Annotated in this window: 12 protein-coding genes; all 12 read right to left on the reverse strand. The window is 32.4% G+C overall.

The genetic code is table 11. The features are described from left to right. Positions 1-913 (reverse strand): class I SAM-dependent methyltransferase (locus tag FFR48_RS18535; protein ID WP_137668386.1); only part of this gene is annotated, 913 nt, incomplete at its 3' end. A gap of 71 nt (positions 914-984) precedes the next feature. Beyond that, entirely contained in the window at positions 985-1,716 is a 732-nt protein-coding gene (locus FFR48_RS18540; protein ID WP_137668387.1) for an ABC transporter ATP-binding protein, read from the reverse strand. Positions 1,717-1,807: 91 nt separating this feature from the next. Continuing rightward, entirely contained in the window at positions 1,808-2,596 is a 789-nt protein-coding gene (locus tag FFR48_RS18545) for a Uma2 family endonuclease (protein ID WP_137668388.1), read from the reverse strand. Between the two features lie 278 nt (positions 2,597-2,874). Then, positions 2,875-3,696 carry an ABC transporter permease gene (locus tag FFR48_RS18550; RefSeq protein ID WP_137668389.1) on the reverse strand — a complete coding sequence of 274 codons (822 nt, stop codon included), beginning with the start codon at positions 3,694-3,696 and terminating at the stop codon, positions 2,875-2,877. A 158-nt stretch (positions 3,697-3,854) separates the two neighbouring features. Further along, positions 3,855-4,706, reverse strand: coding sequence for a Uma2 family endonuclease (locus tag FFR48_RS18555; RefSeq protein ID WP_137668390.1), 852 nt, complete (start codon positions 4,704-4,706; stop codon positions 3,855-3,857). Positions 4,707-4,741: 35 nt separating this feature from the next. After that, positions 4,742-5,731, reverse strand: a complete 990-nt coding sequence (locus tag FFR48_RS18560; RefSeq protein ID WP_137668391.1) for a glycosyltransferase family 2 protein — start codon at positions 5,729-5,731, stop codon at positions 4,742-4,744. A gap of 105 nt (positions 5,732-5,836) precedes the next feature. Then, positions 5,837-7,120 carry a glycosyltransferase family 2 protein gene (locus FFR48_RS18565; RefSeq protein ID WP_137668392.1) on the reverse strand — a complete coding sequence of 428 codons (1,284 nt, stop codon included), beginning with the start codon at positions 7,118-7,120 and terminating at the stop codon, positions 5,837-5,839. A 25-nt stretch (positions 7,121-7,145) separates the two neighbouring features. Next, positions 7,146-8,051: a class I SAM-dependent methyltransferase gene (locus FFR48_RS18570; RefSeq protein ID WP_137668393.1), complete on the reverse strand. Its 906-nt coding sequence runs from the start codon at positions 8,049-8,051 to the stop codon at positions 7,146-7,148. A gap of 123 nt (positions 8,052-8,174) precedes the next feature. Further along, positions 8,175-9,284: a UDP-galactopyranose mutase gene (gene glf / locus FFR48_RS18575; RefSeq protein WP_096567914.1), complete on the reverse strand. Its 1,110-nt coding sequence runs from the start codon at positions 9,282-9,284 to the stop codon at positions 8,175-8,177. A 22-nt stretch (positions 9,285-9,306) separates the two neighbouring features. Further along, positions 9,307-11,205 carry a glycosyltransferase gene (locus tag FFR48_RS18580; protein ID WP_137668394.1) on the reverse strand — a complete coding sequence of 633 codons (1,899 nt, stop codon included), beginning with the start codon at positions 11,203-11,205 and terminating at the stop codon, positions 9,307-9,309. Between the two features lie 610 nt (positions 11,206-11,815). Further along, positions 11,816-12,559 carry an ABC transporter ATP-binding protein gene (locus tag FFR48_RS18585; RefSeq protein ID WP_096567910.1) on the reverse strand — a complete coding sequence of 248 codons (744 nt, stop codon included), beginning with the start codon at positions 12,557-12,559 and terminating at the stop codon, positions 11,816-11,818. A 13-nt stretch (positions 12,560-12,572) separates the two neighbouring features. Beyond that, the gene (locus FFR48_RS18590; protein ID WP_096567908.1) at positions 12,573-13,379 is read right to left on the reverse strand and encodes an ABC transporter permease; all 807 of its coding nucleotides are present in this window, start codon (positions 13,377-13,379) and stop codon (positions 12,573-12,575) included. Positions 13,380-13,620: the final 241 nt, after the last annotated feature.

Raw genomic sequence — 13,620 nt, forward strand, 5'->3', positions numbered from 1 at the left:
ATTGAGATTGTGTTTCTTGTAATTGAGATTGTGTTTCTTGTAATTGAGATTGTGTTTCTTGTAATTGAGATTGTGTTTCTTGTAATTGAGATTGTGTTTCTTGTAATTGAGATTGTGTTTCTTGTAATTGAGATTGTGTTTCTTGTAAATTTTTAACTACAATTTCATGATTCTCTTTTAAAGAAAAATACTTATTGTCAAAATTGTTCGGAAATGCTTTAATAACAAACTGTAATATATCTATATTTTTATCTTCTTTAAAAATGTCAATTAGTTCAACTGCAAAATTTTCTTTTTTAACACAAGGAATTAAGGGATTTTGATCAAATATTGGTAGCTTTGTATAATCTATTTGATGTATGAAATAACCTGTTTTTTCAAAAAGCTCGTCTACAGTTTTTCTAGTAAAAAAGCGAAGATGTGTATCATCCAATATACCAGAAGGCATATAATCAAAATTACCTTCTAGTAAGGCTAATCTGACTGCTCCATGAGCAATATTAGGAATAGAAGCAACAACATAACCAGAGGTATTCAAAAAATCCTTTGTTTGCTCTAAAACCCTCCAAGGATTTCGCAAATGCTCTAAAACATCACCAAAAACAGCTACATCAAATTTTCTATCTCCTAAAATATTAGTTAAAGAATCAAAGTCTAAATCACAAACAAACACTTCTTCACAATGTTCCCTAGCTATTTCTCCAGCTTCTGGATTAATTTCTAATCCTGTTACTCGACACCCTTGTTTTTTCAAAAGATTTGCTAAATATCCACTAGCACAACCAAAGTCAATAACATTTTTGTTTTCTCCTATAAAGAGAAGCATCTTTTTCAAACTGTTATTATCGTTCAAATCATTAATTGTTAATTTTTGTGGTAAGCTAGGATAATTTTTATATTGTTTATCAAACATATTTTTTGTGGATTATATCAAGTTAACTTCATTTACGTAGTATTTTTTGAAAAAATATTTTTTATATATAACTATATAATTCCCAAATAAGATTCTAAAACTTTTTGGGATTGACCAACTGATTGGATATTACCTTTACTTAACAAAATTGCTTTATCACAAGAGTGTTTTACAAACTCCAAATCATGGGACACAACTAAAACCGTCGTTTCCCCATTCCAAAAACTATCCATTCTTTGCTTACACTTATTCTTAAAACTCTCATCTCCTACAGATAACACCTCATCCAAAATTAAAACATCTGGCTGCACATCCGTAGCAATAGCAAACCCCAACCTTGCCACCATACCAGAAGATAAACCCTTAACTGGAACTAAAGCATAATCCTCCAACTCCGCAAACTCCAAAATTGACCGCGATCTTGCTTTCATTTCAGACCTAGAGAATCCCAACAATACACCATAAAGAAGTATATTGTCCATCACTGAAATTTCCGGATCAAAACCTGCTCCTAGTTCAATCAAAGGTGCCACTTGACCACGTACTCTAACTGTTCCGCTAGTGGGTTGCAAAATTCCAGATATTACCTTTAAAAGCGTAGATTTACCTGAGCCATTAGCACCAATTATACCTATTTTTTCACCTTTGTCAACTACTAAATCAATATTATCTAAAACTAATTTTTTAGCGGGCTGGCGATACTTGCCTTCTACTATGGATAGTATGGTTTTCTTTAAATCATAAGAAAACTCTTCTTGAGTACGCCTCCATAAACAAACCTGATCTAGTCTAATGACTTCCATTTACAATAAATCCATAAACTGATGTCGCTATAAATTAAAACAAGTCTATCCCACGATAGAAAATAATTATACCACTCAATAACGTATCTATTTACAAACTATCAGGTTCAATACCTAATTCTCTCAATTTTTGAGCTAAGATAGCGGCTTTATTCTCAGCTTCATCAGCACGTTGGCGTTCAGCTTCAGCCTTTTGGCGTTCAGATTCAGCTTTTTTACGTTCAGCTTCAGCTTTTCGTTCTTCAATTTCTGCTCTTTGGAGGGCAAATTCAGCTTTTCTAATTTCTTCTAAATTAGCTTCTTCTAGTGTAGGTACTAACTTTCCTTCAACCGTAAAATATCTTAACTTCTCTTCCCACACCCCTAAGTATAAACCTAACTCCTGACTCCAATACCAGTCATTTTCTGATGGTGTAATAGCTTTATATTCACTGTCTGTTAGTCGCCATCCCATTAATTCTAAGGTATTTGGGGAAAACCAAAAATACTCAGGAGTGCGGAATTGATTTTGATACAACTGTTTTTTCAATCCCTTATCTACTTTCGCTGTAGAATCAGAAAGTAGTTCAATGATTACATTGGGATATTTACCATCCTCTTCCCATATTACCCAAGACAGGCGCGGACGTTTTTCCGTGTCTTTGACTAAAAAAAAGTCTGGACCTCTGAAGTCTCGGTTTTTTAATTGTTGACGACTATAGTAAATACTAAGATTTGCACCAATAAAAAAATCTTCTCTATCACGCCATAACCATTCTAAACAAGTTACTAATATTAATAATTGTGTATAATGTAATGAGCTTTCCATTTCTGGCTCGTCGCTTAGTAGTTGAGTGCAATCTGGCATTAATGCTTCTATTTCTTGTGCGGTTAAAGCCATAGATTTTCTTAGGATAAATTACTATCTTTAAGTTAATTATAAACTATCCGTATCTAATGGTCTGCAATTACAGCATATTCCATCTACACGATGTACATTATGAACAGGCAAGACTTGTAATGAGCGGTTAGTGAGCTTGTACTGAGCGAAGTCGAAGTGCGCAGTCGAACTATGTCGAAGTATGCCTGTGCTACAAGGGTTTTATCATTAATATCTGTACCTGATAATAATGGAAACTGCTGTATCAAATAATAGTTATATCAACAAAACAAGTCTATTTACAATAAATCCATAAACTGATGTCGCCACAGATGAAAACAAGTCCATCCTAAGGACAAAATAATTATGCCACTCAGTAACGCCCCCCATATTAAACCTAAATCTGGTGCAGAACCTGATAATGTAATCTGCCGCAGACTCTCAATTATAGGCGATAGGGGATTTAAACTCAGAAAAGGCTTGACTTGGGGTGGTACGATCGCTGCTGGATAAAAGACAGGGCTACTGATCCAAATCACAAACACAACTAACTCATAAAAGTAGGGTAAATCTCTAAAGAAGACGTACAAGGCACTTACCAAAAATCCAATACCAGTGGAAACTAACACTAATGCCAGAAATGGAAAGACTAATGCTAATACATTTACCAAACTCTTGGCATTAAATAAAGTCATCAATGCCAGTAGTGGAAATGCCCCTACGGAAAATTGAAATATGTTCGCCGCTACCATAGAAACAGGGAAAACACTGACTGGCAACCGAATCTTATTCAATAATGCTCCATTACCGACTACACTTGCTAAAGCTTGGGATGTGGAAGCTGAGAAAAAATTAATTACCACCAGTCCTGTAAACGCTGCTAATACGTAGTTAATGATGGAGTTACCATAGTAAGATGAAAAGGTAGCACCAAAAATAGCTGTGTATAAACCAGTCATGATCAATGGGTTCAGCAGTGACCAATAAACACCCAGGATTGAACCCCGATAACGCACTTTTAAAGTCCGCACTACCAAGACGTGCAATAGTTCCCAGTAGCGCTGTACCTGTAACCAAGTTAAATTGTTTTTGATGAAATTTTCTTTGATAGATAGGGTCATTCTCCAGAACCACCACAGGCCATAGCCAACTTACCAGAGCATTGTATACTATTTTCAGTATTAATTTAACCTAAAATATAACCATCCTCTTGAACGTTAAAATAGATCCCTAACTTCTCTCAAAAGAAAAAGTCGGTATCTATTGAATGACAAATTATTTACAAACTATCAGGATTAATACCTAAATCTCTTAACCTCTGAGCTAAAATAGCTGCTTTAGCTTCTGCGTCTTCAGCCCTTTGTTTTTCAGCTTCGGCTCTTTGTTTTTCAGCTTCGGCTCTTTGTTTTTCAGCTTCGGCTCTTTGCTTTTCTGCTTCAGCTCTTTGCTTTTCAGCTTCAGCCTTTTGTTTTTCTGATTCAGCCCTTTGTTTTTCTGATTCTGCTTTTCTGTAAGCAATTTCAGCTTTTCTGATTTCTTCTAAATTTGCTTCTTCAGGTGTGGGTATTAATCGCCCCTCAACGCTAAAATACCTTAATCTACTTTCAAACACTCCTAAATACAACCCTAATTCCTGACTCCAATACCAGCCATTTTCCGAAGGAGTAATACTTTTATATTCACTGTCTGTTAATCGCCAACCTACCAATTCTAAGGTATTAGGCGAAAACCAAAAATATTCAGGAGTTCTAAATCGGTTTTGGTACAACTCTTTTTTTAATCCCCGATCTACTTTAGCAGTAGAATCGGAAAGTAATTCAATAATTAAATTGGGATATCTACCGTCTTCTTCCCATACTACCCAAGAAGCACGAGGGCGTTTTTCTGTGTCTTTGACTAGAAAAAAGTCAGGTCCTCTAAAGTCTCGATTTTTTAACTGTTGCCGGCTATAGTAGATGCTAAGATTTGCGCCGATAAAGAAATCTTCTCTATCTCTCCACAACCATTCCAAACAAGTTACTAATATTAATAGTTGTGTATAATGTAAAGAGCTTTCCATTTCTGGCTCGTCGCTAAGTAGTTCGGTGCAATCTGGCATTAATGCTTCTATTTCTTGTGCGGTTAAAGCCATAGATTTTACTTGGATAAGTTACAATCTTTGATCCATTATAAACTAATATGATTCTTGTTAAGAATTTTCTCATTATTTCCGTAATGCCAAGCAATACCAGCACTCCAACCAACACGCACACCTTTAAAAGCTTGTTGGATATATTGCCATAAAATCCCATTATTGAGACGATGGGTAAATTTAAGCCTAATAATCCGCAGTAAACAACGATAAATTAACAGTGAGGCTAAACGTATAATTAAAATCGGCAAAGGAATTTTTTTACAAGCGTGTTTTAAGGCAAAATAAGTCGTGTTTTTAGCCAAAGAATACCAACAAGTTAGATGTTTTTGATCATAACGGTTATGACTAGGTTGAGGATAATGATCTACAACCGTATCACAATAATGTATTTCATAACCAGCTTGAATTAAACGCAAACAAACATCTGTTTCATCTAAAAAATATTCAAAAAATTCATCATACCCATTAATTTTTTCCAGTAATTCTTTACGGTAAGATGAATTAGTTCCCATTAAACCATTAAACCAAAAACCCTGTTTTTGATTATAGTTAATCACATTTTCTGAACGAATAGGAATTGTATTACTAATAAGATTGGTAATACCTTGATGATATTGTAAAGGATAACCAGCTTTTGTCATATCTCTGACAGTACCACCAACCCCGGCACATTTATCACCATATAAAGAATAGGTTGATATTAATTTATCTAACCAGTCAGTTGGGGGAATAGCATCATCATCTATAAAAGCAATAATCTTTCCTGATGATTTTTGGATTCCTATATTTCTAGAAATACTAATATTTTTAGGTTGTGATGTTAAAATTTTGATGCTAAAAGTTAAATTATTTTTGAGTAAATTTATCATTTTTAATGTACTGTCATCATCGGAAGAATCTACCACAATAACTTCAAAAGAATTATAATTGATGTGATTTAAAGATGCCAGAGTTTTTTGGAGTGAAGCAGAACGATCTGCGGTACAAATAACTATAGATATCAATAAATTTGTGTTTGACATAGTTGCAATTATTTCCAATTATTTCCAAGTATTTCCAAGTATTTCCAAGTATTTCCAAGTATTTCCAATTATTTCCAAGTATTTCCAATATTTTGAAGAGAGATGTTATTTTGCACCGACTGATTTATTTACCAAAATGCTCATCTGCAAATATATTTTTAATACCCGATAAAATACTTGCAGACTGTTAAACAGCACATTCATTAAATGCAAATTTACCTGAATGTAACCAGTACCACTAAAGAAATAAACTTTTTTAGCTAAATTGAAATACAAAATTTCTGGTTTATAGCAGCTAACTATTACCAAATCTACAGGTTTAACAAAACAAGATCCTAAACAAATGTAAATTCTCAATAATAAACTTTTGGGTGGATACCAAATAGTAACTTGAGGGAATTGACAGATATTTTGATATATCGAAGATTGCACCAAGATTTTGCTATTATTGTGAATAATTGCTGCTAAATCATATTCCTGATATGGCAATATATCAGGCATTTTACCTTTAATTTTCTGAAGGAAATCTGTCAAACCTTGTAAATAAATTTCTGCCCAAAAATAACGCCCAGTTAATGAGTAATAAATTAATTTTGGCAATAATAATTTCAGACGTTTTAATAATAGTTCTGGTTTGTGTTTTTGCCAACAGTAACAAAGATTACGTTCATCATAATAACTAATCCAAGGACGTTGTTTAAAATCAGGTGAAGAATGCCAAATAATAGACGCTGGATGAGCAGCAACCAGCCAACCAGCTTGTTTTGCTCTTAAACACCATTCCACATCATCAAAATGCAGAAAGTAATTTTCAAATACTCCGATTTCTTCAATTATTTCCCGTCTGAATAATAATGAAGCTGCTGCACAAATATCTACTGTGAGATAAGGTTTACCTGCTAAAATTTCCGCTGTTGATTTAATAGGTGAGTTACCAAAATAAGTTTTTAAATGTGCTTTTGGTTCATGAATATAACCGCCTATTTCTTGAATAATCTCCGGTTGTTCTAATTTTCTAATTTGAGAACCTACTAACCCTACCTCTGGATACTTTTCTAAGGTTTCTACTAAAGGAAGTAAAGCTTGATGATGTAAACGTACATCATTATCTAGTAACCAAATATAATCATAATCAAGGTTACTAACAAACTTCATTCCATAAGAAAAACCACCAGAACCTCCGAGATTTTCCCCTGTTTGTAAAACTTTAATTTCGGGATAATGTTCTTCGAGATAAGCTTGTGTACCGTCATTAGAAGCATTATCAACAACAAAAATATCCAGACTTATCCCATGCAAATCTAGTTTTTGTGTGTCTTCAATAACCAAACAAACATCTTTAATTTTGTTCCAAGTAACAATGATAGCTGCGACTTTGGTAATGTTCATAATTTATTTCAGATTATTGCATAAATCATTTATTAAAATCAATAATTCCAATACCCATCCATTCTTCAGCAATATGACTAATTTCCCAAATTGAATATGACTGAGAGTATGATAATTTCATTTCATTCCAACATCTTCTAGTACCACCATCTAAGTGATCATATTCCGAGGCGTTAATATCATGAAAAGCACAAATTTTTGCATAACGACCTACATTAAAAAAGTCTCTTTTCATGCCATGATAGGAATGATCTGCATCAATATAAACAACATCAAATTCTTTACCGATAAAATCAGCAGATGTAGCAGGAATGGCTTTTTCTAATGGTAAAATAGATGAAAAATAATCCCAATCTCTAAAGTTGTCTTCTATATCTACACAGGTATACTTAAAGCTTTTGTTGAACTTAGATAAAACCGCACAACAAAAAACTGAAAATCCTCCATACATTACCCCAATTTCCAAAAAAGAACTTGGTTGTTTTTGAATGCAATAAATTAAAAAATCTGCAAATTCAGTAGGGATTTGTAATGGACCATAATCAGAAGCATTCAGATATTGTTGATAAGGAGAATAAAGATTCCATCCTTGATATGCACAACCATAATCTTTGATTTTTTCTAACAAAAAATTTCTATTTTTTAATTGTTCTTTGTCTGCTGCTAAAATTGATTGAATGACAACTCTACCCTTATTGAAATCATGTTCAATGGCTTTTTGATTCATGATATCTGGTAGATTTTCAGGTTTATTTGCCGCAGCTATATTTTGATATTGTGTCTTGATAATTTTATAGATTTTTTTGATATTTTTGGATTCGACTTTTATCTGTTCATAGGAACTAATTAACTTTTTTAAACCTATATTTCGATCACGAATAAATACACGAATAGATTTAGGTACTATTTGTGTGAATGCTGTATATATCACGATATTTTACCTCTGATTATTGTTAATTAAATGTAAGTTAAGGTCAGTGAAGTGTGGATGCAACCTAGTAATAATCTCTAATAGATATCTAATAGATATCTAATAAGATATCTAATAAGATATCTAATAAATTTGACTAATTTTATTTTCAAAAACTGTGAGAGCAGCAGCAATAACTTGATCCATGTTGTAATATTGATATTGTGCTAATCTGCCAACAAATGTTACTGTTTCCAGCTTATCTGCTGCATTTTTATACTGTTGAAATAATTCCCGATTTTTGGGACGGGGAACAGGATAATATGGATCTCCTTCTGCTTGTGGATATTCATAATAAATAGTGGTTTTTGGATGTTTTTGTCCAGTAATATGTTTAGATTCTACTATCCTTGTAAAATCATAATCATTGGGATAGTTGACAACAGCAACAGGTTGGAAATATTCAATATCATGAGTTTCAAATTCAAAACGCAATGAGCGATAGGGAAGTTTACCAAATTTATAATCAAAAAATTGATCGATGGGTCCAGTATAAATTAAATGGTCAAACTTCAACCATTTTTCTACATCTTGAAAACTGGTATTAAGCATAATTTTAATGTTGGGATGTTCCAACATTTTTTCAAACATTTTTGTAAAACCATATAGTGGCATAAGTTGATACTTATCACCGAAATATCGGTTATCTTTATTAGTTCTCACAGGAATACGAGCGCACACTGAACCATCTAATTCATGAGGCCACAAATTCCACTGTTTATAAGTGTAATTTTTAAAGAATTTCTCATATAAATCAGTTCCTACTTTGCCAACTACAGCTTGTTCTGAGTTTTCGATTCTGTCATATTTTTCTTTAACTTGCTCATAAAATTCTGCAATTTCTTGACTATTGAGATTTAAGCCATACAGTTTGTTAATAGTATTAAGGTTGATAGGAATTGGGTATAAATCACCATCCACTTTAGCTAAAACTTCATGCTGATAAACTCGCCATTGGGTAAATTGTGAAAGGTAATCAATAATTTTTTTACTATTTGTATGGAAAATGTGCGCTCCATATTTATGAATCAATACTCCCGCATTGTCGTAAAAATCAAACGCATTACCTCCAATATGATTGCGGGTATCAATCACTAAAACTTTGCGATCTAAGCGCGTAGCTATACAATTTGCTAGGGTACAACCTGCAAACCCAGCACCAACAATCAAAAAATCAAACATTGTAGGGTACATAATCTTGTGATAGTTAATTTGATTATTTTGTTTCTATTTCTAAATACTTTTCCCAGAAAGCTTGACTGGTAAATTCAAGGAATGAGTCGATATATAAAGTTTTCAATTTTGGTAATTTGATGAACATTAACAAGGATACCCATAGTGCATTTATTAGCACTTTAAAAAACCTAGTTCTGGAAAATTTGACTACAAATCCTTCCTGCATTTGCAAATTATAATACAAAACCTTTTTAGTTCTAAAAGCATTTAAAGGTCTACTATTACTAGCGGGGACAATACAATATCCTTTATCGTTTAATGTGTCATCTGCAAAGAAAAACCAATTTGGTAAAAGATGACCATTAAGAGTTAAAAGTCTGAAAAATCTATGTAACTTGTTTTCACTCTTTTCTCTACTTTCTAGATATTTTTTGTACACAAATGGTAAATCTGGATTTTTATTTGTTTTTTCTGTAGACTGACAAACCTCTTGATGATTTTCTTCTGGGTTTTTAGCAACTAGAACATCAGGACCTTGGAGAAAGTCAACAGTAGCTTTAATAATGCTTTCAGCAGTTTCATATCTATAACAGAATAATTCTTTTAATAATGGTTTCAAAAACCATTTAATTGCCTTGATACTGCTGAACTCTTTGTGAAAGTACAAACTATGATAAATCAGACTATTTCTGAAAAAATAGTATTCAATGGATGGATTTTTCTTATTTTCAAATGGTTCATGCCAAACACATATACCATTCAAAATTATAATTTTTTTACCGATTCTGCGGCAAAATTCCACATCATCTATTTTAATAAAGAAAGGATATGGTAAACCATAATCTTTGATAGCATCAACTGCAAAGCAGAAAAACCACCACCCAGCATAATCAATATATTCATCTACCTCATTAAATAAAGTTTCTTTTAATTTTCTCAAATCCATATTAGGTTTAACAGGAATAAAACCTTGATTTCTATTCCAATAAGCTCCTTTTTCATGCTGTATATATTTTTTATCTAATCTCAACATACTGCTACCAAGACAGACATCTTTCTGATTAGAAAATGTCAAAAAGTTCCAGACTCTCTCTAATATTTCTGGATCAAAGAGAATATCATCATCCATCAGGATAATATGTGAAAATTCATTCTCCTGATTATGTTGCTGTTTTAAAACTTCCAGCATTCCTCTAGCAAAACCACCGCTTCCTCCGGCATTTTTATTAGGTATAACATGAATTAAATCATTATCAAATTTCTCTAAAGTCTTGCCGTTGTCAATAATAAATACTTCTAATTTGTTTTCAATAATACTTGGTTTTAATAAGTATTTTTCCAATAATTTTATGTTTTTATAAACATAGTTTTCCCTTTTGTAAGTACAAATGACAACTGCAATTTTTACGTCGGTAACAGGTTCTGTCAAAGTTGAAAAATACCCACCGCTAATTTGACACAAATTTTCTAATGCTTCTATTTTCAGGTAGATCATTCCTGTAGATGTGGATATATCGAAGTTTTCTAAAACTTTGATTTCTTCAATTTCGTTATTTTTGATAATCTTCTGTGATAATACAGTTTTAGTCTCACCTAATCTGTCAATATTGTAAACACTAATTTTAAAAGTTCCTTTTAATTTGACACTAGCACTTATATTTCTAACCTGGGTATATTCTTTCCAGCTATCCACATAAAAAGCATTAAAATAGGTGTCAAAACTAACAATACCACCTTGATTTAGCTCTAGTATCTGATTTTCATAGTTAAATACAACTTGGTTAAATAAAACTTGAGAATTACTTCTAAAAAATAATTCTTCAACAGTACAAATATCAGTTCTAGGAAAAATTATATTTTGCAGATGATTATTACATATATCTTTTATATCTTTTGGAGTACGGTGAAGGATAGCTGGTGATTCTAGTTGGTTAACCATAGTTTATTTTTACTCGACCTTTGTTTTATGTTGCTTAATAAAAAATCTTCAGTAACTGTTATGCCAAACCATAAGTTGAAATGCCAACAGAATAATCACTTAATTCCCAACTCTGGTTTCTGTATTCATATCTCTTGTTAATGGTGCATTTTTGGTTAATATTTTATACGATGTTAATGTATAGTTGAGTTGTTGTGGATTTTGAAAAATAGCTTTTTCCCTTGAGTAAATAAATTTATTTCACATTATTTCACCAGATTATGCTATTTTTTATACCTAAGTCTTCAATTATTTATGTCTGGCAATACTGGATAGTTATTTAACACTAAATTTTGTTGCTTCTTATGTTATTTTTGATTCTAGGTTTTATTTATTTCACTATCAAAAAATTTATACATTACACCTCCTAGTAATGATGTAATATTATTTGGTAGCGATGGTCAAAAATGAGTTCATATTGCAAAATTTAATTGCATAAATCTTGTTTTTCCTTGTGCTTCAAAATATCTAATATCTCCTAAAATCCTTATTGATATGATATCTGCTCTATATTACAAATACAAATCTACTTACTCACCCTGATAAATAACTCTGATCAGTAGACTTAAATTTATTCTGGAATAACTTTACCAGCAAGATAAGACTCTACTGCACGTTCCGCACTACCTATAAAATTGATTTTTCCTTTGTCTAACCAAATTATTCTTTGACAAGACTGTTTCATAAAACCTAAATCATGGGATACTACTAAAACCGTTGCATCTGCATCCCAAAATTTTTCAATTCTTTGCTGACATTTATGCTTAAATCTTTCATCACCTACTGATAAAACTTCATCCAAAATTAAAATATCCGGTTGCACATCTGTAGCAATAGCAAAACCTAATCTTGCTACCATACCGGAAGATAAACCTTTCACTGGAACTAAAGCATAATCTTGTAATTCTGCAAATTCTAAAATTGAATGCGCTCTTTTTTTCATTTCCATCCTAGAAAATCCCAGTAACACACCATAAAGTAAAATATTGTCCATAACTGAAATTTCTGGATCAAAACCTGCTCCTAATTCAATTAACGGGGCAATTTTTCCTTTACCTCTCACTTTTCCCTCTGTGGGTTTAAGAATACCCGAAATTATTTTTAAAAGTGTGGATTTTCCAGAACCATTCGCACCAATAATTCCTAGTTTTTCTCCTTTATTAACTACTAAATCAATATTATTTAAAACTAATTTTTTGGCAGGTTGGCGATATTTACCTTCTACGATAGAAAGCAACGTTTTTTTCAAATCGTAAGAAAATTCTTCTTGTGTTCGTCTCCACAGTGACACTTGATCTAGGCGAATTACTTCCATTACAATAAATCCATTACAATAAATCCATAAACTGATGTCGCCAAATATGAAAACAAGTCAATCCCAAGGATAAAATAATTATACCACTCAATAAAGCACCCCAAATTAAACCTAAATCTGGCAATGTTCCTGATAATGTAATTTGACGCAAACTTTCAATTATTGGTGATAAGGGATTCAAGCTTAAAAATGGTTTTACTTGATTTGGTACAATAGCTGCTGGATAAAACACAGGGCTACTTATCCACAGAACAAATACAATTAATTCGTAAAAGTAAGGTAAATCTCTAAAAAATACGTATAAAGCACTTACTAAAAATCCGATTCCTGTAGAAACTAAAATTAATGCTATAAATGGAAATACTAACGCTAGACAATTTACCAAATTTTTGGCATTAACTAAAGTCATTAATGCTAGTAAAGGAAATGCTCCAACACAAAACTGAAATATATTAGACGCAATCATTGATACAGGAAAAACACTAACTGGTAACTGAATTTTATTCAATAATGCGCCATTATTAACTACACTCACCAACGCTTGAGATGTGGAAGCTGAGAAAAAATTAATTACTACTAAACCTGTAAATGCTGCTAAGACATAGTTGATGATCGAGTTACCATAATATGATGCAAAAGTAACGCCAAAAATTGCCGTGTATAAACCTGTCATTATTAATGGGTTCAAAAGTGACCAATAAACACCAAGGAATGAACCCCGATAACGCACTTTTAAAGTTCGGGATACTAAAACTTGCAGCAGTTCCCAATAACGCTGGACTTGCAATTTTGTGAAATTGTCTTTGATAGATAGGATCATCCTCAAATACCACTACACACCACAGCCAAGATATTCGGGCATTTTATAGGATTGTCAGCATTAATTTTAGCCAATTTGTCAGAATTAGCTTTTCATGAACCATAGGAATAGTATTTAGGGGTTGCTGAGAAAGTCTTTCCGTGAGGGCATAGGAGTCAGGAGTCAGGAGTCAGGAGTCAGGAGTCAGGAGGAGATTGGAAAATTTCTTTGCCATCTCTTGAAATCCCAAAAAATGCACACT

The sequence above is a fragment of the Sphaerospermopsis reniformis genome (genome assembly GCF_005402885.1).
Taxonomy (GTDB): domain Bacteria; phylum Cyanobacteriota; class Cyanobacteriia; order Cyanobacteriales; family Nostocaceae; genus Sphaerospermopsis; species Sphaerospermopsis kisseleviana.

Excerpts from the sequence above, each read along its gene's own strand:
- FFR48_RS18580 (WP_137668394.1), bottom strand. The coding sequence starts at position 11,205 with ATGGTTAACCAACTAGAATCACCAGCTATCCTTCACCGTACTCCAAAA.
- FFR48_RS18560 (WP_137668391.1), bottom strand. The coding sequence starts at position 5,731 with ATGTCAAACACAAATTTATTGATATCTATAGTTATTTGTACCGCAGAT.
- FFR48_RS18585 (WP_096567910.1), bottom strand. The coding sequence starts at position 12,559 with ATGGAAGTAATTCGCCTAGATCAAGTGTCACTGTGGAGACGAACACAA.
- FFR48_RS18540 (WP_137668387.1), bottom strand. The coding sequence starts at position 1,716 with ATGGAAGTCATTAGACTAGATCAGGTTTGTTTATGGAGGCGTACTCAA.
- FFR48_RS18545 (WP_137668388.1), bottom strand. The coding sequence starts at position 2,596 with ATGGCTTTAACCGCACAAGAAATAGAAGCATTAATGCCAGATTGCACT.
- glf (WP_096567914.1), bottom strand. The coding sequence starts at position 9,284 with ATGTACCCTACAATGTTTGATTTTTTGATTGTTGGTGCTGGGTTTGCA.
- FFR48_RS18590 (WP_096567908.1), bottom strand. The coding sequence starts at position 13,379 with ATGATCCTATCTATCAAAGACAATTTCACAAAATTGCAAGTCCAGCGT.
- FFR48_RS18565 (WP_137668392.1), bottom strand. The coding sequence starts at position 7,120 with ATGAACATTACCAAAGTCGCAGCTATCATTGTTACTTGGAACAAAATT.
- FFR48_RS18555 (WP_137668390.1), bottom strand. The coding sequence starts at position 4,706 with ATGGCTTTAACCGCACAAGAAATAGAAGCATTAATGCCAGATTGCACC.
- FFR48_RS18550 (WP_137668389.1), bottom strand. The coding sequence starts at position 3,696 with ATGACCCTATCTATCAAAGAAAATTTCATCAAAAACAATTTAACTTGG.